The sequence below is a fragment of the Pseudomonas sp. BNK-45 genome, from assembly GCF_047456255.1.
GTDB lineage: Bacteria > Pseudomonadota > Gammaproteobacteria > Pseudomonadales > Pseudomonadaceae > Aquipseudomonas.
On record NZ_CP179909.1, the window covers coordinates 4,430,047 to 4,450,013 of the forward strand.

At 64.4% G+C, this 19,967-nt stretch carries 17 protein-coding genes; 8 read left to right on the forward strand and 9 right to left on the reverse strand.

Annotation, left to right across the window (positions count from 1 at the left end; all coding sequences use genetic code 11):
- Window positions 1-131: 131 nt before the first annotated feature.
- The 3 genes from ACMGG8_RS19905 (at window position 132) to ACMGG8_RS19915 (ending at window position 2,631) form a co-directional block, all read left to right on the forward strand.
- On the forward strand, window positions 132-1,196 hold the full coding sequence (locus ACMGG8_RS19905) for an SDR family oxidoreductase (protein WP_414159960.1): 1,065 nt from the start codon (window positions 132-134) through the stop codon (window positions 1,194-1,196).
- 17 nt (window positions 1,197-1,213) lie between these two features.
- Window positions 1,214-1,750 carry a histidine phosphatase family protein gene (locus ACMGG8_RS19910; protein WP_173655943.1) on the forward strand — a complete coding sequence of 179 codons (537 nt, stop codon included), beginning with the start codon at window positions 1,214-1,216 and terminating at the stop codon, window positions 1,748-1,750.
- A 176-nt stretch (window positions 1,751-1,926) separates the two neighbouring features.
- Complete coding sequence (locus ACMGG8_RS19915) at window positions 1,927-2,631, forward strand: peptidoglycan DD-metalloendopeptidase family protein (protein ID WP_231979035.1); 705 nt, start codon at window positions 1,927-1,929, stop codon at window positions 2,629-2,631.
- A 91-nt stretch (window positions 2,632-2,722) separates the two neighbouring features.
- Here the strand turns inward: ACMGG8_RS19915 and ACMGG8_RS19920 are convergent, their stop codons facing one another.
- Both ACMGG8_RS19920 and ACMGG8_RS19925 read right to left on the reverse strand, forming a co-directional pair.
- On the reverse strand, window positions 2,723-5,002 hold the full coding sequence (locus ACMGG8_RS19920; RefSeq protein ID WP_414158250.1) for a P-loop NTPase fold protein: 2,280 nt from the start codon (window positions 5,000-5,002) through the stop codon (window positions 2,723-2,725).
- A 12-nt stretch (window positions 5,003-5,014) separates the two neighbouring features.
- Complete coding sequence (locus tag ACMGG8_RS19925; protein ID WP_414158251.1) at window positions 5,015-6,424, reverse strand: hypothetical protein; 1,410 nt, start codon at window positions 6,422-6,424, stop codon at window positions 5,015-5,017.
- Between the two features lie 178 nt (window positions 6,425-6,602).
- Between ACMGG8_RS19925 and fnr the strand changes: the two genes are divergently transcribed.
- Window positions 6,603-7,355, forward strand: coding sequence for a fumarate/nitrate reduction transcriptional regulator Fnr (gene fnr / locus ACMGG8_RS19930; RefSeq protein WP_060843532.1), 753 nt, complete (start codon window positions 6,603-6,605; stop codon window positions 7,353-7,355).
- Here fnr and ACMGG8_RS19935 read toward each other — a convergent pair.
- On the reverse strand, window positions 7,352-8,725 hold the full coding sequence (locus ACMGG8_RS19935; RefSeq protein WP_414158252.1) for an MBL fold metallo-hydrolase RNA specificity domain-containing protein: 1,374 nt from the start codon (window positions 8,723-8,725) through the stop codon (window positions 7,352-7,354). The two genes, fnr and ACMGG8_RS19935, sit on opposite strands and share 4 nt — an antisense overlap.
- Before the next feature lie 46 nt (window positions 8,726-8,771).
- Window positions 8,772-9,683: a universal stress protein gene (locus ACMGG8_RS19940; RefSeq protein WP_060843530.1), complete on the reverse strand. Its 912-nt coding sequence runs from the start codon at window positions 9,681-9,683 to the stop codon at window positions 8,772-8,774.
- Window positions 9,684-9,939: 256 nt separating this feature from the next.
- Between ACMGG8_RS19940 and ACMGG8_RS19945 the strand changes: the two genes are divergently transcribed.
- A complete protein-coding gene (locus ACMGG8_RS19945; protein ID WP_060843529.1) occupies window positions 9,940-10,503 on the forward strand; it encodes a GNAT family N-acetyltransferase in 564 nt (187 codons plus the stop codon).
- A 45-nt stretch (window positions 10,504-10,548) separates the two neighbouring features.
- On the opposite strand, the gene ACMGG8_RS19950 is transcribed toward ACMGG8_RS19945, so the two are convergent.
- From ACMGG8_RS19950 to ACMGG8_RS19960, 3 genes are all read right to left on the reverse strand, one after another.
- Window positions 10,549-11,472, reverse strand: a complete 924-nt coding sequence (locus tag ACMGG8_RS19950; protein WP_414158253.1) for a universal stress protein — start codon at window positions 11,470-11,472, stop codon at window positions 10,549-10,551.
- 120 nt (window positions 11,473-11,592) lie between these two features.
- Window positions 11,593-12,831 carry an MgtC/SapB family protein gene (locus tag ACMGG8_RS19955; RefSeq protein WP_207815130.1) on the reverse strand — a complete coding sequence of 413 codons (1,239 nt, stop codon included), beginning with the start codon at window positions 12,829-12,831 and terminating at the stop codon, window positions 11,593-11,595.
- 169 nt (window positions 12,832-13,000) lie between these two features.
- Window positions 13,001-13,906, reverse strand: a complete 906-nt coding sequence (locus ACMGG8_RS19960) for a helix-turn-helix domain-containing protein (protein WP_414158254.1) — start codon at window positions 13,904-13,906, stop codon at window positions 13,001-13,003.
- 163 nt (window positions 13,907-14,069) lie between these two features.
- On the opposite strand from ACMGG8_RS19960, the gene ACMGG8_RS19965 reads away from it, so the two are divergent.
- Genes ACMGG8_RS19965 through ACMGG8_RS19975 form a run of 3 tightly spaced genes read left to right on the forward strand, consistent with a single transcriptional unit; the run spans window position 14,070 to window position 17,874 of the window.
- Complete coding sequence (locus ACMGG8_RS19965) at window positions 14,070-15,428, forward strand: glutamine synthetase family protein (RefSeq protein ID WP_414158255.1); 1,359 nt, start codon at window positions 14,070-14,072, stop codon at window positions 15,426-15,428.
- 47 nt (window positions 15,429-15,475) lie between these two features.
- The gene (locus ACMGG8_RS19970; RefSeq protein ID WP_414158256.1) at window positions 15,476-16,564 is read left to right on the forward strand and encodes a polyamine ABC transporter substrate-binding protein; all 1,089 of its coding nucleotides are present in this window, start codon (window positions 15,476-15,478) and stop codon (window positions 16,562-16,564) included.
- On the forward strand, window positions 16,561-17,874 hold the full coding sequence (locus ACMGG8_RS19975; protein ID WP_060843525.1) for an NAD(P)/FAD-dependent oxidoreductase: 1,314 nt from the start codon (window positions 16,561-16,563) through the stop codon (window positions 17,872-17,874). The genes ACMGG8_RS19970 and ACMGG8_RS19975 overlap by 4 nt, the downstream gene beginning before the upstream one ends.
- A gap of 126 nt (window positions 17,875-18,000) precedes the next feature.
- On the opposite strand, the gene ACMGG8_RS19980 is transcribed toward ACMGG8_RS19975, so the two are convergent.
- Both ACMGG8_RS19980 and ACMGG8_RS19985 read right to left on the reverse strand, forming a co-directional pair.
- Window positions 18,001-18,948 (reverse strand): alpha/beta fold hydrolase, encoded by a 948-nt coding sequence (locus tag ACMGG8_RS19980; protein ID WP_414158257.1) that lies wholly within the window; start codon window positions 18,946-18,948, stop codon window positions 18,001-18,003.
- Between the two features lie 133 nt (window positions 18,949-19,081).
- Window positions 19,082-19,837: a TetR/AcrR family transcriptional regulator gene (locus ACMGG8_RS19985; RefSeq protein ID WP_060839191.1), complete on the reverse strand. Its 756-nt coding sequence runs from the start codon at window positions 19,835-19,837 to the stop codon at window positions 19,082-19,084.
- Window positions 19,838-19,967 lie beyond the last annotated feature (130 nt).

The window sequence follows — 19,967 nt, forward strand, 5'->3', positions numbered from 1 at the left end:
GGACTCGCCATTTTTCCAGGGGCTCGTCCAAGGTATATCTAGCGCCCTCGCCTCCCCATGGAACGGATTGAATGAGCAACGCCCCCGAACACCCTGTAACCACGGACACCGATAGCGGCTATGGCCCTGAAATGCACTGCACCTTTGTCACCGGTGCCACCGGCCTGCTGGGCAACAACCTGGTACGCGAGCTGCTGGCCCGAGGCTGCAAGGTCAAGGCCCTGGTGCGCTCCAGGGCCAAGGGCGAACAGCAGTTCGGCCCCCTGCACGGCCTGGAACTGGTGGTCGGCGACCTGGCCGATGTCGACGGGTTCGCCGCCGCGTTGCAGGGCTGCGACACGCTGTTTCATGCCGCGGCGTTCTTTCGCGACAATTACAAGGGCGGCAGCCACTGGCAGCAGTTGCACAAGATCAACGTCCTGGGCACGCAGCACTTGCTGGAGCGGGCCTACGGCGCCGGCATCCGCCGCGTCGTGCAGACCTCGTCGATTGCCGTGCTCAACGGCGCGCCCGGCAGCCTGATCGATGAAACCTGCCTGCGCGACCCGGCAGGCGCAGACCACTACTACCGCAGCAAGATCCTCGCCGATCGCGTCCTGCTGGCCTTTCTCGACAGCCATCCACAGATGCAGGGGTGCATGGTCCTGCCCGGCTGGATGTGGGGCCCCGGCGATATCGGGCCGACCTCCTCCGGGCAATTGCTCATGGACGTGGTGCACGGCCGCCTGCCGGGACTGGTTCCCGGCAGCTTCTCCCTGGTCGACGCCCGGGATGTGGCCCTGGCGCAGATTGCCGCTGCCCGCTACGGACGCCGCGGCCAACGCTACCTGGCGGCGGGCCGGCACATGACCATGGCCCAGTTGGTGCCCATCATCGGGCGTATCGCCGGGGTCGCCACGCCGACACGCCCGCTGCCGGTGCCCTTGCTCTATACCCTGGCCGCCTTGCAGGAGGTCTATGCGCGCCTGACCGGCAAGCCGGTGTTGCTGAGCCTGGCGACCGTGCGCCTGATGCTCCGGGAAGCGGACCGCAGCCACTTCGACCCCCGCAAGAGCGAACAGGAACTCGAGCTGAATTTTCGCTCCCTGGAACGCACCATTGGCGATACCCTGGCCTGGTACCGGGATCACGGCTGGATCGCCCAGGCTGCCCCCGCCTCCTCAAGCAGCACCAACAAGGACGTAGAAAGCCGTTGAACAACACCATCATTCTCATGCGTCACGGTCAGCCCCAAGGTATCGCCACCCGGAAAGTTTCCGCCCTCGACATGCAGGGCTGGATACAGGACTACGAACGTTCCGACATCGGCGGGCAACCGGCCCCGCCCTCCAGCCTGCAACTGGCCGCCAGCGCCGGGGTGGTTGTCTCCAGCAACGCTCCGCGGGCCCTGGCGTCCGTCCAGGCGCTCAGGAGGGAGCCAACCCTGGTGGACCCGGTGTTCGGCGAGGCGCAACTGCCCTACGCACGCTGGAGACGACCACGCCTGTCGCCCTTTACCTGGGCTGCGATCCTGAGAATCCTCTGGGTGTGCGGTTACTCAAGACAGGTCGAATCGGCCGCTGCGGCCCGCCAGCGCGCCGCTGTCGCCGCCCGTCGATTGCAGTCCCTGGCCGGACAACAGCCGGTGCTGTTGCTCGGTCATGGCTGGATGAACCGCCTGATCGGCAAGCAGTTGGCTGCGGCCGGCTGGAAACGCCAGCACAGCGACGGCAGTCGCTACTGGAGTGCGACAGTCTATCGACGGCAATAGCCCGCCCGGGGCGGCCCGGGAAATCCGCCATGCCCTGAGTCCTGATGGAATTTAACGGCACCGAACACTGTCTATTGCGCGCCGGTTGTCCGGCAAACGGGTATAGTTGCCGGCTTGCCCGGCGCGCTACAGGCAGCTTGGGCTACAGGACTTGGTCAGGACTTAATGGTTGCCGCGTGTTGGTAAGACTTCTATTGATTGCACTGCTGCTGGCGGTATCGGCCTGCAGCTCCCATTCCACCGATCCTGGCGGCAATGCGCCGCTCAAGGCCGGTGAATATCGGGTCAAGCGGGGTGACACCCTGTACTCGATTGCCAGCCGCAACGGCACCAGCTGGAAGGAAGTGGCGCGGCTCAACGGCCTCAAGGCGCCCTATACCGTGGAAGTCGGCCAGGTGCTGCGAGTAGGCGGTGCGGCCAAGAGCACCCGGGTGGCCAGCAGCTCGCGCAGCAGCGCCAGCAAGAGCAAGGCCAAGGCCGCCCCGCCTGCCCCGCCCATGCCCAAGGTCACCCTGCAGGGCTGGAGCTGGCCGCTGCGCGGGGTGCTGATCGGCCGTTTCTCCCCTACCGGCAAACTCAACCAGGGCATCCGCATCGCCACCACCGAAGGCCAGCCCATCCACGCCACCCTGGGCGGCAAGGTGGCGTTCGCCGGTTACATGCGCGGCTACGGCAACCTGATGATTCTCCAGCACGGCCCTTCCTACACCAGCACCTATGCCTACAACAGCAAGCTGCTGGTCAAGGAAGGCCAGATGGTGATCAAGGGCCAGAAGATCGCCGAAGCCGGCTCCCAGGACACCGACCGCGCCCAGCTGTACTTCGAGATCCGCGCCAATGGCGTACCGGTGGACCCGTTGCGGTTGCTGCCGCCGGGGTGAGTGCACCGCGATCGCCGTGCCAAGGGCCCAGGCAAGTCATCGACACGCGGGTCGATGACGTCTGGCGCCAGTGAGCAAAGGCCGCACGCAGTCAAATACCTTGCCGTTCATGCTCGATGGCATCGGGATCGCCCTCCCACCAGGTGGGAGTCTTCAGAAACTCCGGGATCGCCACCTGCTGTTCAAGCTGCGACTTCAACTTCTTCAGATACACCCGGGTCTGGATGGTCGGTTCCAGCTGGCAGAGGGCTTGCCAAGCCAGCTGGATATATTCCAGGTAGCGCGTGGCCTGCTCTGCACAGGTAGAGGAAGACTCCCATCGATCAGTAAACGCACCAAGGTAGGACAAGGCGTTCTTCGCCAATATTTCCCTGGCGCCCAGCTCCTGGGTGCTGCCGATCAGTTGCTTCAAGGCTGCGCATCCCAGGTCTTTGCTGGCCTCCGCGTACAGAGGGGAGCGCCCTTCAGTCAGAACCCACTTGAGCCGCGCATCATCCTGAATCAGTGCCTTCATGACGCCATCGGGTATGGCGAACACATGAATGGCACGGCGTATCAAACGAGGCGCGAGTACCTCTTGCAGCGCTGTCACATAGTCCTCGCGCGCACGAGAAAATTCCCAGGGAGGGACACGCAGGGTGCCCTGAACAGGTTCGGCATCCAGATAGAGGCGCTGCGGATCATCGCACTGAGCGGCAATGATCGCCGCCAGTCGCAGCTCGCGCTCACGGAGCGCCCTTTCAGGTGCGCTAGCGTCTTTGGCAACGCTTGCAAAAAAGCTCCTGATAAAACCGATGCACACTTCATAGTCGCCGCGCGCCGTGGACATGGCCCCTTCAATCTCGGTCGAGTAACAGAACTCGATCAATCTCAGGAGCTCTGCGGCGCTGCGCATCGCTCGTTCGAACGCCTCCCGTGAGTAGAGGGACGCGGTTCTGCCCAACTGCTCGCCATACTGGAAATTCGCCATGTTGAGGATCGCGCTGGCCACGGCAACCTCACCTTCATCGCTACGACTGGCCGCCTCACGAATGAAGTCGTTGAGGGTCTGGGCACTCGGGTATTCCCCCCAGGATTTCACCAACCGGGAAAACTCGGGAATGGTGAACTCCACCTCGCGGAACGCCAGGCTCATCTCATAGTGAATGTTTGCCAAAGACAGTTTGCTTCTGGCATGGCCCAGCTCTTCGATCAACTTCCACAGACGCTTGTTATTGACTTCATCCTTGGGACATTGCGCGGCGTTGAGCGCTGCTTGCTTGTGCTGCTCCTGTTTGGCGTTATTGGCATTGCCGAACATGCTGGCACCGAAGTCCGAGTGGACACCCAGCATGTGCTCTTCTACCACCTGGGCCACCTTGGGTTCGGTCTCACGCAAGAGGGTCTGCAGGATGATTCCGCGCCAGTCCAGTTGGCCCTCGGCATGCCGATCAGCCGCCGCGCCAAACACCGACAAACTGCGGCAGATGCGCTTGGCCTGGCGCGGATTGGCGGGAAACCACTCAGCGGTCTGCGCGATGGCCGTGTCCGGCAGGAATGGGCAGCAGTCTTTCAGGTTCCTGGCGACCATTCGCTGCACCTGCTTCGGGCTTGGCTCGGGCAGGGTCACCGGTACATCGATGATCTTCTCCAGGAAGTGCTGGGCCGACTCGCCGAAGGCTTCGGAATAGGAGCGAAGTGCCTTGCCCACCACGTCCTTGTCGAAGGCCAGGACAAAGACGAATCCCGGCCAGTCCAGAAGTTCGCGCAGCGTCAACAGGGTCGCCGGGAGCATCCGCGGATCGGCACGGTCGAGGTCGTCGACAAAGACAATGATGCGTCTATCGCCCAGTTGCCCGCGCAGGGCATCCAGGTCGCTTTTTTCCAGTTGCAGTATTTCGCTCAGTTTCTCGAAGACCAGCCCTGCCGCACCGGCGGCCAAGGTTACGATTTCGCTGTAGCTGGCCGATTCGGGAAGCTTGAGGTCAGCGGTTTTCCTGGCGGCTTTTTCCAGGATATCGGCGATCTTTTTCGACTGGCGCTTGGTCCAGTGCTTGAAGGGTTCACCAACGCCTGAACGTTGCAATGCTTCTGCCAGCGCCAGATAGAACTGCACGATGAACTCCTGCTCGCCGCTGGTCCGCCACGCCGGAAGCCGCACTATGATGTCGCCCTTCTCCTCGGCTATAAGCTGCAAAAAATTCAGCACGCTGGTCTTGCCGCTGCCCCACGGGCCATACAGACCGAGCCGGGTCGACCAGCCCAGGGGCGTCGCGGTGATCATGCGATAGACCAGCTTGGCCACCGGCCAGCGATCCAGAAGGTCGTCGTCGCGCCGGGTCAGCGCCGCATCGTGTCCGCCCGGGGCGGTAAAAGCCTGTGTCACCGACATCTGCTGGGGTCCTTATTGCTGCTGCGGCTTGATCAGCTCGATGGAGATCATCTTGTACATGCCGCTGAGCGGCACCATGCGCTTGATGTCCATCTGGTAGAAACCGGCCACCGGGCTGATCGAAGCCGGCATGGCCGGGGTACAGCCGGTCAGGCTGTAGAGGTTCATGTAGTCGGCATTGGGGTCGCCTACGGTGCCCTGGCGCATGGACAGGCTGCAACGCAGGCTGCCCTTGAGCCCGGGGCCGCCATCCCCCTGGACTTCCAGGCGCAACGGGCAGACACCCATGCGCCGCCCGCCCATCCAGGGGTCCTGGGTTTGTGGGCATTCCTGGTCGCCGACGGTGGCCATGACCTGACCCACCAACTGGCGCAGGTCCTTGTTCTGGTCGGGCAAGACTTCGTCGTTGGCGACCATGCGGTCCTTGATGAACAGGCTGTAGCGCACCGGGAAGCCGACCTTGTTGCTGAGCATGAAAGCGCCCTGGGAATAGGCCAGCTTGTCACCGGCCTTGCATCCGGCGCGATCGGTGACGGCGAACTCGGTGGTGTTGAGGTTCTTGATCTCGGTGCCGCCGTTGAGCCTGATCAGGCACTGGGCCTGCCGGCCGTCGCGGCAGCCGTTTTCCACCAGGCGCAGCCCCTGGCTGACCACCGCACTGTCATCGATGACAAAACCGTTGAAGTTGACCATGTCGCTGGGCAGCACGCGGTTGATCCGCAAGTCGACGAGAAAGTCGCCGTTGGGCGCCAGCGAGGGCTCCAGGCTCATCGAAAAGCGTGCATTACATTGCTGCTTCAGAGTCACCTTGAAGTTCTGCGCATCCGGCAGGCCACCGATCATCCCGCCCGCACCGATCGGCAGGCCGAGAACGCTGCCCAGGGTACTCAGAATGCCCGAGATCACGACCTTGGTCTTGGCATAGGCCTCCAGCTCGTCGTTGGTCATGTCGTGCACTTGCGCGTCGCTGAAGTTGTTCGACTGCTTCCAGTTGAAGCTGGTGGTGGAGCTGATGGTCCCGCTGAGCCGGGCTTCGTCACAGGCCCCACGCTCCTGGCAGAACTTGAGGTTGAAACCCCAATCCTTGTGGAAGATATCGAAGATGTTAAACATCGGTTTGCTCAAGGCCATCACCAACATGCCCTGCTGGCGCGCGCCGATCATCACGGGACCGGACTCCAGGCCCTTGGCGGTGGCGTATTTGGGCACGCTTACCGGGTATTTGCGCTCGAAATCCGAAGAATCGACGTGGAACGGCGGCTCGAACGTGACGGGATAGTCGCCTTCGTTCTCGATCACCAGGGTAATGAAATCAGGCTCCGCGGCCTGAGCCTCAAGGCTCAGAACGGCCAACGGCAGGCCCAGTAGGCAACTGGTCAGCAGGGTGGTTTGGCAGCGGGTCCAGAATCCGGTCGGGCGCATCGTCAATCCTTGAACGAGGGTGGGGGACGCTCACTTTAATGACTTTATGGCCCATTGCCATCCCCTTGCTGAAGACTTCCGATCGACATCAAGCAGCACCGATCGCCTCGGTCTACAGTTAATCGTCAGGCTTGCCCTCCTCCCTTGCCGAGTCGGCTCAACCGTCGAGAGCCCCCCCATGCCGCCATTCGAAGCACGCCCGATTCAGGTACAGCACCTCAAGACCGCCTGCTCAAGTTGCAGCGTGCAGGAGTTGTGCCTGCCCATCGGCCTCAGCCACCAGGAAGTGGAGTGCCTGGACACCTTGATCCTGCAACGGTTGAAGGTGAAGAAAGGCCATGCGCTGTATCACGCCGGCGACCCCTTGCATTCGCTGTACGCCGTGCGCCTGGGGTTCTTCAAGACCTGCGTGCTGTCGGTGGATGGCCGCGAGCAGGTTACCGGGTTCCAGATGGCCGGCGAGATTCTCGGGCTGGATGCCATCAGCACCAACCAGCATGCCTGCAGCGCCTTTGCCCTGGAGGATTGCGAGGTCTGCCCGATTCCCTTTGCCCAGCTGGAGCACCTGTCCCAGGCCCTGCCTTCGCTGCAGCACAACCTGAACAAGATCCTCAGCCGGGAGATCGTGCGTGATCACGGCATGTTGCTGCTGATGGGCAACATGAACTCCGACGAGCGCCTGGCGGCATTCCTGCTCAATCTGTCCCAGCGCCTGAGCCTGCGGGGCTATTCGTCCCGGGCCTTTATCCTGCGCATGCGCCGCGAGGAAATCGGCTCCTACCTGGGGCTGCGCCTGGAAACCGTTTGTCGGGGCATAGCCCATCTGCGGGACCAGGGCCTGGTGACCATCAACGGCAAGCAGGTGGAGATCCTCGATCTGGAGGGCCTGAAGCAGCGGGTCGCGGGTTGCCAGAACGCGGCCAGGGACTAGGTCGCCGGGCCCGACTGCAACTCCACGCTGTCCCGGTATTCCGGCACCGACACCGACCAGCCCAGTTCCAGGCTGATGCGCCGACGCAAGGTGTCGGCGGCGTTGGCCTCGCCGTGGACCACATACGTGTGTTTCGGCGGGCGCTTGAAGCCTCGCAGCCATTGCATGATCTCGTCGGCATCGGCATGGGCCGAGAGGTTCTGCATGGCCGTGACTTCGGCGCGGATCGGCACCTCCCGGCCATGAATGCGCACCGACTCGGCGCCGGCGATGATCTGCGCGCCGCGGGTGCCGCCGGCCTGAAACCCGGGAAACAGCAGGCTGTTGGCCGGATCGGGCGCCAGCACCTTGAGGTGGTAGAGCACCCGGCCACCGGTGGCCATGCCACTGGCGGCAATGATCACCGCCGGGCTCTTGAGCTGGTCCAGGGCCATGGACTCCTGGGTGCTGCGCACGATGTGCGCCACATGGCACATGCCTTCGCACTCCTCCCGGGACAGTCGATGGTCGCTGCGAAAGCGCTGATACAGATGGGTGGTGTCGGTGGCCATGGGGCTGTTGAGGTAGATCGGCAGGTCGGGAATCGCCTGGCGCTGGCGCAGGCGATACAGGTGGTACATCAGCAGTTGCGCGCGCCCCACGGCAAAGGACGGCACCAGGGTGATGCCGCCACGCTCGGCGGTGCGGTTGATGACATCGGCCAGTTGCTGCTCGGGGTCGTCCCGGGGATGCAGGCGGTCGCCGTAGGTCGACTCCACCAGCAGATAATCGGCTTGCTCGATGCTTTCGGGGGCGAACATCAGCGGGTCCTGCATGCGGCCCAGGTCACCGGAAAACACCAGGCTCATGCCCGCGGCGTCGACCTGGACCGTGGCGGCGCCGAGAATGTGCCCGGCGCCGCGCAACTGGATGTGCAGCCCCGGCAGCACTTCCACCCGATGGTGCAATTGCAGCGGATGCAGGAGTTTCAGGGCCTGCTCGGCATCGCGCTCGGTGTACAGCGGCAATGCCGGAGAGTGCTTGGAGAAGCCATGGCGGTTGGCATAGGCCGCCTCCTCTTCCTGCAGGCGCGCACTGTCGCGCAGCAGAATCCTGGCCAGCTCGCAGGTGGCCGCCGTGGCATACACCGGCCCGCGATAGCCATTGCGCACCAGCAGCGGCAGGTAGCCGCTGTGATCCAGGTGAGCATGGGTCAGCACGATGGCGTCCAGCTCGCGCAGCGGCAGGCCAAAGGCTTCCCAGTTGTGCTGGCGCAACTGCTTGTAGCCCTGGAACAGCCCGCAGTCCACCAGCACATGCCGGTCCTCATGCTGCAACAGGTATTTGCTGCCGGTGACGGTGCCGGCGGCACCGAGAAAGCTCAGGCGCATCTCCATCTCCTTCGTGTCGGGCGAGGTTGCGGGGCATGGCCGGGCCTCACTCCTGGGGCTCCACCAGCATCAGGCTGCAGGGCGTGTGATACAGCAGTTGCTCGGCGCTGCCGCCGACAAAGCGTTGCAGGCCCCGGCGATGCGCGCGCCCGAGGATCATCAGGTCGAAGTCGTTGTCGGCGGCAAAGCGCGCGATGACCTGATGCGGCACGCCCTCCAGGCGATAGCAGTGCTCCGGGGCTATGGCGTAGCGCTCGGCCAGAGTTTCGAACGCTTCCTGCTGCGCGTCGTTCACCGCATCGCGCATGCTGAGGTCGTTGTCGGGACTGTAGATGGGCAGGCCGGTGGCGTTTTCCGTGGCCCAGTCCACCACGTTCAGCAGGTGCACCCGGGCGCCGCAGTATCTGGCCAGGGTCGCGCCCATCTCCAGAATCCGCTGGTTCAGGCCCTGGGTCAGGTATTCCAGATGGGACAGATCCAGGGCCGCCAGCACCTTCAACGGCAAGGGATGGCGGCTGTCGGTCACCAGGTGCAGCGGCTGGCGCAGGTCGCGCAGCAGCAACCAGTCCAGGGGCTTGTAGAAAATGCGCCGCAGGGCCGGTACTGGCTGGGCGTCCTTGATCACCAGGTCCGGGTGGTAGTCGGTCACATAATCGAGGATGTCCTGCAGCCGGGCCTTGGCCCACAAGACTTCGGTGGTCACCCGCAGGCCATTGGCCCGTTCGAAGCGAGCCTGTTGCTCCAGCCACTGCCGATGCACCTGCAGGTAGCCTTCCCGGGCCTGGGCCATGGCCTGGTGATCGAACAGCCCGGCGACCTCCAGCACTTCGATGAAGTCGAAGGCGACGATGTGCAGGCTGGCGCCCATGGCCCGGGCCAGGGCACTGGCCCGGTCGAAAGCCGGCGTACGAGACAGCGCCGTGGGGGCGATCAACAACACGCGTTGCAGTGTGGACATGGGCACCTCCCGGGCGGCGCACTGGACAACGGCCCGGGAGTCCCGAGCCGATGCGCCGATGATGCGCGCCGCTCAGGCCGCCGATTTGACAAAAGTCACAAAGCCTCGGGTTAAGCCCGCGCCGACAGTCAATATCCGCGGCGGTGGGCCGCATCTGATCCAGATCAGATCCTGCTCCGGGCAACAGGGGTAAAGGATAGTCAGCACGCGGCCGCGGGTCGCGGGCCCACCTTCATCGTCCCCAGAGGATCGCCCCATGTTCAGCATCAAGGAACACAACGATCAGGCCGCCGCTGCCTACGGCGCCGTGACCGGCCTGCACTGGATCGAGGCGCTTAACGACGGCCGCCATGTGCTGATACGGCCCTTGGCCGAGAAAGACCGCGAGCGTGAGTACAACTTCATCAAGCGCCTGTCCCCGCAATCGCGACACATGCGCTTTCTGGCGCAGATCAAGGAGCCCGACGCCGCCATGCTCGAGCAGTTGATGGACGTCGACGGCAAGCAGCGTCTGGCCTACATCGCCCTGGTGCATGAACAGGGCCAGTTGATCGAGATCGGTGTCAGCCGCTATGCCGCCACGTCCCACGATGAATGCGAGTGCGCCGTCACCGTGGCGGATCAATGGCAGCATCTGGGTCTGGGGTCATTGCTGATGACCCATCTGATCCGCGCCGCCCGCCAGCATGGGTTTGTGCAGATGTATTCGGTGGACAGCGTGAACAACCAGGCCATGCGCGAGCTGGCCGCGCACCTGGGTTTCACCACCCACACCGACCCGGACGACGCCCATCAGGTGGTGCATCGTTTGCTCCTGTGATCGGCGGTGCCACGCCGGTGCGGCACCGGCGTGGCCTGGTGCGGTTCATGACAAGGGGTCACGCGGCGGCTTGACCGCCCAGATACTGCAGGGTGCCTGCAACAGCAGATGTTCGGCGGTGCTGCCCAGGCGCTTGTGCAGGCCGCGGTGCTGGGTGGTGCCCATGACGATCACATCGCTCTGGTGCTCCTCGGCGAAACGGCAGATTTGCTGCAGCGGCATGCCCTCGATGAAGTGGCTGCGTTGCGGGGGCACGCCGTGGCGCTCCGCCACGGCGCGATACACGTCGCGTTGCGCCTCCCCCAGGGCTTCGTACAAGCCGCTGGCCAGGGACAGCGCGCCGACCCCGGCGTCCTTGGCGTAGACCGCCACCCAGTCATACACATGCAACAGGTCCAGCTCGGCGTCGCACTGCTCGGCCAGCTTCACCGCGGCGTCGATGATCTGATCGTTGAACTGCAGGTCCTGCACTTCGCTGCGCAGCACGTCGATGATGGCCAGCACCCGGCGTGGCCGTGGGTGCCGGGCCTCGGTCACCAGATGCACCGGCAGCGCGCAATCGCGCAGCAACTGCCAGTCCAGCGGGGTATAGAAGATCCGCCGCATCGCCGACTCGGCATGGGCGTCCTTGATGATCAGGGCCAGGGGCATTTCGCTGGCGAACAGCTGGATCTCCTGATACGGCTGGCTGGCCCAGCGCGCTTCGCAGGTCACCGACAGGCCACGCTCGCGCATGCCTTGCGCCTGCAGCTCCAGCCATTGCCCGTGCTGTTCCAGGTAGGCCGCCTGCAACTGCTCGGCCTCACGGCTCTCGAACAGCCCGGCCAGCGTCAGGGCCTGCAGATGATCCAGGGCGACGATATGCACCGGCAATTGCATGGCCAGGGCCAGTTGCTCCGTGCGTTCGAACGCCGGCGTGCGCTGCATCTGCTGGGGCGCGATCAAGAGTAAACGCGGGGTTTGCGACATGGTTCACCTCGGCACTGGAGCTTGAAGAAACCGCTAGGGGGTCATTCAAGACTGAGCGCAATGGCCAGGCACGAGTTGATCTTTATCAGGCGGCGCGGCTTTTTTCGACCTGGCAGCCGCTTATTGCAGCCAGACACCGACCCACATCGCCAGGGTCAGCAGCGCCTGCCCGGGCACGACGTACAGCGCAAAGCGCCATCCACCGCTGAGGGCCGCCAGCATGCACTTGCTCAGGGAGTTGCTGCTGACCGCCAGCATCACCGCGCTGCCGATGGCGCTGCCGGGCAGTTGCCCGGACTTGACCAGCGAAGCAATGGACGCCGTGGACGCATGGGCATCGGCAAAGCCGCTGATCAAGGCGCTCAACATCAGGCCCAACTGCCCGAAGTAATTGAGCATCAGCGAACAGGCGAAGGTAATGGCGCTCATGGTCAGGGCCACGATCAAGGCCAGCTTGGGATTGAACGCGCCCTTGTCGCTGACCGGTTCGACGCTGCTGGGCTGGCTGCGTGGAAACACCAGGCAAGCGGCATACAGCGCGGTGCAGAGCCCCCCCAGCACCAGGGGCAGCCACATGGTTTGCAGCAGTGCGCTGTCGACCGTCACCAGGATCAGAGCGATCTGGGTCACCGTGGCCAGGTTGGACAGCAGCGCCGCGGCGGCCAGAACCCTGACCTGCTCGGGCGCCTTGGCGACCCGCTGGCCCATGGAGGCGATGGTCAAGGTGCTGGAAACGAATCCCGACGCCACGGCGCTGAGGGCATAACCGTAATGGGCGCCCAGGGTCCGCACCGCGACGTGGCCCAGGGCCCCTACCGCCATCAGCAACACGGTCAGGGTGCCGATGGTGCGCAGGTTGAACGCCTCGTAGGGGCCGATGAAACGATCCGGCGCCAGGGGCAGGATCACCAGCGCCGCCACCAGCAGCGTCAGACCGTCGGCGATTTCCCGGTCGCTCAACTGACTGCGCACAAAGTGATGGAGTGTCTGTCGATAGGCCAGCAAGGCGGTCATGACCACGGCGATGGCCAGCGCCAGCTCCGGGGCCGTGCCACACAAGGCCCCGAGGATCAGCACCGCCAGCAGCGCCACTTCGCTGGTGACTCCCGGGTCCTCTTGCTCGTTGCGCCAGTAGGCCACCGTCACCAACCCGGCCACAGCAATGGCCAGCGAGGCCAACAGCAGCGGACCGCCGACTCGCTGGCCGATGAACCCCAACAGCGCGGTGATGGCGAAGGTACGCAACCCGGCGCTGCCACGCTGAGGCCCCTGCCCTTTGCGCCGCTCGCGCTCCAGGCCCACCAGCATGCCGATCCCCAGGGCCGCGGCGGCGTTGGTCAGGTCGATGGTTTCAAGCATTGCACGCCCCAGGAAGACAGCCCACACCGAGAATAGAGCGCTGCCGGCACTTTCGCGAATCGGCCGCCCAGCGCCTTGCAGGAGCCGGCTTGCCGACGAAGGCTGAGAGTGATGCAGGGTTTGCGGGCCTCTTCGCTGGCAAACCAGTTTCTGCGGCCAGTGCTGCCGATCAGCTCGGGCGACGTTTCAGGGTCTGGCTGGGCAACTCCTTGAACAGCGCCCGATAGCTGCTGGAAAACCGTCCCAGGTGCCAGAACGACCAGTGCATCGCCACCTCGGCCACGGTGGTCTCGCTGGGCCCGCGGCTGAGCAGTTCGCGGTGCGCGCTGTTGAGCCGGCGCAGGCGCAGCCACTGGCTGGGGGCCATGCCGGCAAAGGCCTTGAACGCGCTTTGCAACTGACGCAGGGAAACCCCGGCCACCTGGGACAGCTCCAGCAGATTGAGGGTTTCCTCAGGGACGTCGGCCGCCCATTGCGCCACCCGCTGCATGATCACCCGCTCTTCGCTGCGCCGTTGCAGGCCACCCGGGTCCAGGCGCACGCAGGCGTTGTCGAGGATGTACAGGCAGTCGTCCAGCAGTTGCTGGGTCAGGGCTTCGCGGCTGGGGGGATCGAGGGTCTGGGACAGGCGGGTCAAGGTGGCGCTCAGCCAGCGGCAGAACAGCGCGTTCTGCTGGCTGCCCAGCGGCGCCATGAACAGGCCGTCGAGGCGATCCACCCCCAGGCCCTGGCGCTGGACGAACTCGGGGCCGAACACCACCGCCACTTCCTGGTAGTTCTCCGGGGTGATCCAGATGTTGCGGCTCTCGCCATTGAGCAGGTACAGGGCGTTGTCGCTGCGGTCGAAACAGAACGCCAGGGCGCCTTGCGGGGCGCTGAAATTCTGCTCGACCCGGGTGTTCATGCACTCCTCGTAGATCTCCACGCCCTGCAGGTCGAGGTAGCGCACCAGGCCGTTGAAATGCCCGGGGGACATCTGCTGGTAATGCTGGACCCAACCCGGGGTGGCACGGATCTGATCGGCGACATCGAAGGTGTTGAACGCTTGAACCTGAAGCGGATTGGACGCTGTCATCGGGGGACCTTGCGCACTCTTTTGGTGCGCTTTGGTGCTGCTTAAAGTGGATAGATGGAACAACAAGGCTCGCCCAAGATAGTCGCCAATGCGCCGCAGGGGAAGCCTTGCCGGGATACTCCCGCTCACCTCGGAGCAGACAAGAACAATCATCGAGGTCTTTATGAACGCCCCTTTCGATCAGCTGTCCTCCTGGCTGAAAGATCACAAGATTACCGAAGTCGAATGCGTGGTCAGCGACCTGACCGGCATTGCCCGCGGCAAGATCGCGCCCACCAACAAGTTCCTGCACGAGCGCGGCATGCGCCTGCCGGAAAGTGTCCTGCTGCAAACGGTAACCGGGGATTTTGTCGACGACGACCTGTACTACGAACTGCTGGACCCGGCGGACATCGACATGGTCTGCCGCCCCGACTCGTCATCGATCTACCTGGTGCCCTGGGCCATCGAACCCACCGCCATCGTCATCCACGACACCTTCGACAAGTTCGGCAACCCCATCGAGCTGTCGCCGCGCAACGTGCTGAAAAAGGTTCTGCAGCTGTACGCCGACAAGGGCTGGCAGCCGATCGTCGCCCCGGAAATGGAGTTCTACCTGACCCAGCGCTGCGAGGACCCGGACCTGCCGCTCAAGGCCCCGCTGGGCCGTTCCGGTCGCGCGGAAAGCGGCCGTCAGTCGTTCTCCATCGACGCCGCCAACGAGTTCGATCCGCTGTTCGAAGACGTCTATGACTGGTGCGAAGCCCAGGGCCTGGACCTGGACACGCTGATCCACGAAGACGGCCCGGCGCAGATGGAAATCAACTTCCGCCACGGCGACGCCCTGGACCTGGCGGACCAGATCACCGTGTTCAAGCGCACCCTGCGCGAGGCGGCGCTCAAGCACAACGTCACCGCCACCTTCATGGCCAAGCCGGTGGCCGACGAGCCCGGCAGCGCCATGCACCTGCACCAGAGCGTGGTGGACATCGCCACCGGCAAGCCGATCTTCGTCGATGCCGACGGCCAGAAGAGCCAGCTGTTCCTGCACCACATCGGCGGCCTGCAGAAGTACATCCCCAAGGTGCTGCCGATGTTCGCCCCCAACGTCAACTCGTTCCGCCGCTTCCTGCCGGACACCTCGGCCCCGGTGAACGTCGAATGGGGCGAGGAAAACCGCACCGTCGGCCTGCGGGTGCCGACCGCCAGCCCGGAAGCCATGCGCGTGGAAAACCGCCTGCCCGGCGCCGATGCCAACCCTTACCTGGCGATCGCCGCCAGCCTGCTGTGCGGCTACCTGGGCATGGTCGAAGGCATCGAACCCAGCGCCCCGGTGGAAGGCCGGGCCTATGAGCGCCGCAACCTGCGCCTGCCGATCACCATCGAGGACGCCCTGGCGCACATGGAGGACTGCCCGACCATCGAGCAGTACCTGGGGCGCAAGTTCGTCCGTGGCTACGTGGCGGTCAAGCGCGCCGAACACGAGAACTTCAAGCGCGTGATCAGCTCCTGGGAACGCGAGTTCCTGCTGCTCAGCGTCTGATTCCCCAGCGTCTGCAACCCATAAAAACAACCCGAAGAGGTGTCGATATGCGTCTTTTGCAAGCAGTGATCCCGGCAGCACTGGCGGCCTTGATGAGCGCCGCCGTCCAGGCACAACCCAGTGTCAGCGTGTACAACTGGACCGACTACATCGGCCAGACCACCCTCGCCGACTTCCAGGGCAAGACCGGGGTCAAGGTGATCTACGACGTCTTCGACTCCAACGAAACCCTGGAGGGCAAGTTGCTGGCCGGGCGCACCGGCTACGACGTGGTGGTGCCCTCCAACCATTTCCTGGCGCGGCAGGTGAAGGCCGGCGCGTTCCTCAAGCTGGACCGCTCGCAGTTGCCCAACTGGCAGAACCTGGACCCCAAGCTGCTGGCCCTGCTGGAGCAGAACGACCCCGGCAACCAGTACTCGGTGCCCTACCTGTGGGGCACCAATGGCATCGGCTACAACGTCGACAAGGTCAAGCAGGTGCTGGGCATCGACCACATCGACTCCTGGGCGGTGCTGCTGGAGCCAGAAAACCTGAAGAAGCTCCAGCAATGCGGGGTGTCGATGATGGACTCGCCGGATGAAGTGTTCCCGGCGGTGCTCAACTACCTGGGCCTGGAACCGCGCAGCGAAAACCCCGAGGACTACCAGAAGGCCGAGGCCAAGCTGCTGACCCTGCGCCCGTACATCACCTACTTCCACTCCTCCAAGTACGTCTCGGACCTGGCCAACGGTGATATCTGCATCGCCTTCGGCTACTCCGGGGACGTGTTCCAGGCCGCCAACCGGGCCAAGGAAGCCAAGAACGGGGTGAACATCGCCTACTCGATTCCCAAGGAAGGCAGCAACCTGTGGTTCGACCTGCTGGCGATTCCCGCCGATGCCGGCAACGTCAAGGAAGCCCACGCCTTCATCAACTACCTGCTGGACCCGCAGGTGATCGCCAAGGTCAGCGCCTACGTCGGCTACGCCAACCCCAACCCGGGTTCACAGCCGTACATGGACGCCGAGCTGGTGAACAATCCCGAGGTGTATCCGCCGCAGGCCGTACTCGACAAGCTGTACATCTCCAGCACCCAGTCGCCGGCCATCATGCGCTTGATGACCCGTTCCTGGAGCAAAGTGAAGTCCAACAAATGAATCAGCCACGACACTCGGGCAGCGCCAGCGAGCATGCCCGCTCCTACTACGCCGCCTCCGCCGGGCCCCTGCCCGGCTACCCGGCCCTCAGTGGCGACCTGCAGGCCGATGTGTGTGTCATCGGCGGTGGTTTCACCGGGGTCAACGCCGCCATCGAACTGGCCCAGCGCGGGCTGTCGGTGATTCTCCTGGAAGCCCGGCGCATCGGCTGGGGCGCCAGCGGGCGCAACGGCGGCCAGCTGATTCGCGGCATTGGCCATGACGTCACGGGCTTTGCCCGCTACGTCGGCCAGGATGGGGTGAAATACCTTGAGCGCGCCGGGATCGACTCGGTGGAACTGGTGCGCCAGCGCATCGCCACGCACGGCATCGATTGCGACCTGCGCTGGGGTTTCTGCGAACTGGCCAATACCCGGGCCCAGTTCGCGGCGTTCCAGGCTGAACAGGATCACCTGGCGAGCCTGGGCTATCGCCACCCGACCCGCCTGGTGGGGCCCCAGGACATGGCGCAGGTGGTGGCCTCCTCGGTGTATGCCGGGGGCCTGGTGGACCTGGGCTCGGGGCATCTGCATCCCCTCAAGCTGGTGCTGGGGGAAGCGCGGGTTGCGGCGTCGCTGGGGGTACGGGTGTTCGAGCAGAGCCCAGTGCTGGAGTTGACCCACGGCGACAGCGTCACCGTGCGCTGCGCGACGGGCACGGTCAGCGCCGGGCACCTGGTGCTGGCCTGCAATGCCCACCTGGAGGATCTGGAGCCGCGGCTCAGTGGCAAGGTGCTGCCGGCCGGCAGCTACATCATCACCACCGAGCCCCTGAGCGAAGAGCGCGCCCGCGCGCTGATCCCGCAGAACCTGGCGCTGTGCGACCAGAAGGTCGGCCTGGACTACTACCGGCTGACCGCCGACCGGCGCCTGCTGTTTGGCGGTGCCTGCCACTATTCGGGACGCGACCCGGCGGACATCGCCGGCTACATGCGGCCGAAGCTGCTCAAGGTGTTCCCGCAGTTGCAGGATGTGGCCATCGACTTCCAGTGGGGCGGCAAGATCGGTATCACCGCCAACCGCTTCCCCCAGGTCGGACGTCTGCGCCAGTACCCCAACGTGTATTACGCCCAGGGGTATTCCGGGCATGGCCTGAACGTCACCCACTGGACCGCCCGGCTGCTGGCCGAGGCGATCGAGGCCGGCCACAGCCAGGGCCTGGACGTGTTCAGCGGCGTGCCGCACATGACCTTTCCCGGTGGCCCTGCGCTACGCGCACCGCTGCTGGCCCTGGGCATGCTCTGGCACCGGATGCGCGAAATGCTCGGTTGAGCGACCTCCTTCGCCGGCCGCATCCGCCGCCGTCGGAGCCGGCTTGCCGAACAGGGATCGCCGCCTTGCGCCGCCCCTGCCGAGGCCTTCGCTGGCAAGCCAGCGTCCGAGGAACCGGCGGGTGCTCTAGGTGAACCGTCGCTGCAGAAAATCCAGCAACAGGGCATTGACCCGCTGCGGCTGCTCATTCTGGATCCAGTGTCCGCAGTCCGTCAGCAGGTGCTGTTCCAGGTCGGCCACCTGACCGGGCATGCGCTTGAGGGTATGGGCTTCGAGCACGCCCACCGGATCACGGTCGCCCAGCAGGAACAGGGTCGGCTGCTGCACCCGGGCCTGGGCCAGGAACTCGGTGCGCTGCCAGGTGCGCTCGAAGTTGCGGTACCAGTTCAGGGCACCGCAAAAGCCGCGCCCGGTAAAGGTCTGGCGATAGGCCTGGAAGTCCTCCTCACTGCACCAATGCGGCAATTCTCGTGGCACCCTCACCCCGTCGAACAGCCGGGCATCGGCCGGTTTGGGCTCGAGCAAGGCCTGCACATTGCCCATGAACAGCCGCAGGCTGGCGTCGATATCGGCGTCCAGTTCCGCCTCGGCCACCCCGGGCTGCTGAAAGTAGAGGATGTAGTTGAAATGCCCGCCATGCACCTCGCGCATGATCTCGCTGGCCGGCCGTTTCGGACGCCCGGCAAAGGGCACGGAAAGGGTCGCCAGCGCCGCCACCCGCCGCGGCTCCAGCAATGCCAGGTGCCAGGCGACCGGGGCGCCCCAGTCGTGGCCGACCATGCACACCCGCTGATGGCCAAAGACATCCATGGCCTGCTGGATGTCCGCGCACAGGGTCAGAAGATCGTAGGCCTCCACCGCTTCCGGCGCCGAGCTGCGGCCGTAACCGCGCATCTCCGGCACGAACACGCGAAACCCGCCGCGCACCAGGGCCGGCACCTGATGGCGCCAGGAGTGCCAGCACTCGGGAAAACCATGCAGCAGCCACACCGGGGCTCCGTGCTCCGGTCCGGCGACCTGGACACTGAGTTCGATTCCGTTGACGGCCAGAAGATGCTGTTGATAGTCAGGCATGCCGGGCGCTCCAGGGCAGATGCGAGGAGCAGAACCTAGCAGATGGTGGCCGCAGCCTTGAGCAATATTGATGGTTTGAATGAGGGAGCCACGCCTGCCGGCACCCTGAGGTGCGGGCAGGCGTGGCGTCCGCTCAGGCGGGAATCATGCCGGCCAGGGACTGGCTGTGCTGACGAATCAGGCGCTGGGTGTTCAAGACCTTTTCCAGGGCCTGCTCGGAATCGGGATCTTGCATGGGGGCGCGAATCGCTGCCGACACCAGGCTGATCAGCTTGGCCATGACTTCGGCATCGGTGGCCGGACGCCCCAGGCTCATGGCCTGCATCAGCAGGCGCAGTTCGGTGCCGGCCATGACCCCGGAAATCGCCTTGAGGGCGAACTGCAAGCGCACCCCCAGTTCGTTGCGCGGCAGGTCCGGCAGCGCCAGGGCAAAGGCCTTGAAGAAGCGCTCGAACACCGGTTGATAGTGTTCCTTGAGGTATTCCTGAATGAATGGCGAGGTATCGCTGTACACCCGGCCGAGGAAACGAATGAACGACCGGCCTTCCAGGCCACCGCTTTCATCACTGCGCTCCAGGCCCATGGCGGGAGCGAAAAGCACCCCCAGCAGGGTCTCGCAATCCAGCGGTCCGTCGGCCTGCTCTTCGCACTTGGCCAAGAGTTCCAGACGTTGATCGTTGAGCGGCCCCAGGCGTTGCATCAGCAGGGCCTTCATCAACGAATCCTTGTCGCCGAAGTGGTAGTTCACCGCCGCCAGGTTGACCTTGGCGCGCTCGGTGATCTGACGCAGCAGCACGGCGTCGTAGCCGTACTTGATGAACAATGCCTCGGTCGCTTCCAGCAGTCGGGTCTTGGTGACATTGGGGGCACTGAGTTTCTTGGCGACCATGGAGGACTAACCTTTGCTGGGTGAAAAACTGACCGTTCGAACAGTGTTTTAAAAAAAAATTTGATTTTTTATACCCGCGAGAAGCCCTAAAAGCAAGCGCCCCAAGGACCCACGCCGGCCTGCAAGAACC

What these genes read in the sequence shown, in the direction of transcription:
- ACMGG8_RS19985 (WP_060839191.1), bottom strand. Translation starts at nt 19,837, where the DNA reads ATGGTCGCCAAGAAACTCAGTGCCCCCAATGTCACCAAGACCCGACTG.
- ACMGG8_RS19945 (WP_060843529.1), top strand. Translation starts at nt 9,940, where the DNA reads ATGTTCAGCATCAAGGAACACAACGATCAGGCCGCCGCTGCCTACGGC.
- ACMGG8_RS19965 (WP_414158255.1), top strand. Translation starts at nt 14,070, where the DNA reads ATGAACGCCCCTTTCGATCAGCTGTCCTCCTGGCTGAAAGATCACAAG.
- ACMGG8_RS19980 (WP_414158257.1), bottom strand. Translation starts at nt 18,948, where the DNA reads ATGCCTGACTATCAACAGCATCTTCTGGCCGTCAACGGAATCGAACTC.
- ACMGG8_RS19920 (WP_414158250.1), bottom strand. Translation starts at nt 5,002, where the DNA reads ATGTCGGTGACACAGGCTTTTACCGCCCCGGGCGGACACGATGCGGCG.
- ACMGG8_RS19935 (WP_414158252.1), bottom strand. Translation starts at nt 8,725, where the DNA reads ATGCGCCTGAGCTTTCTCGGTGCCGCCGGCACCGTCACCGGCAGCAAA.
- ACMGG8_RS19955 (WP_207815130.1), bottom strand. Translation starts at nt 12,831, where the DNA reads ATGCTTGAAACCATCGACCTGACCAACGCCGCCGCGGCCCTGGGGATC.
- ACMGG8_RS19925 (WP_414158251.1), bottom strand. Translation starts at nt 6,424, where the DNA reads ATGCGCCCGACCGGATTCTGGACCCGCTGCCAAACCACCCTGCTGACC.
- ACMGG8_RS19950 (WP_414158253.1), bottom strand. Translation starts at nt 11,472, where the DNA reads ATGTCGCAAACCCCGCGTTTACTCTTGATCGCGCCCCAGCAGATGCAG.
- ACMGG8_RS19910 (WP_173655943.1), top strand. Translation starts at nt 1,214, where the DNA reads ATGCGTCACGGTCAGCCCCAAGGTATCGCCACCCGGAAAGTTTCCGCC.
- ACMGG8_RS19970 (WP_414158256.1), top strand. Translation starts at nt 15,476, where the DNA reads ATGCGTCTTTTGCAAGCAGTGATCCCGGCAGCACTGGCGGCCTTGATG.
- ACMGG8_RS19940 (WP_060843530.1), bottom strand. Translation starts at nt 9,683, where the DNA reads ATGTCCACACTGCAACGCGTGTTGTTGATCGCCCCCACGGCGCTGTCT.
- fnr (WP_060843532.1), top strand. Translation starts at nt 6,603, where the DNA reads ATGCCGCCATTCGAAGCACGCCCGATTCAGGTACAGCACCTCAAGACC.
- ACMGG8_RS19905 (WP_414159960.1), top strand. Translation starts at nt 132, where the DNA reads ATGCACTGCACCTTTGTCACCGGTGCCACCGGCCTGCTGGGCAACAAC.
- ACMGG8_RS19960 (WP_414158254.1), bottom strand. Translation starts at nt 13,906, where the DNA reads ATGACAGCGTCCAATCCGCTTCAGGTTCAAGCGTTCAACACCTTCGAT.
- ACMGG8_RS19975 (WP_060843525.1), top strand. Translation starts at nt 16,561, where the DNA reads ATGAATCAGCCACGACACTCGGGCAGCGCCAGCGAGCATGCCCGCTCC.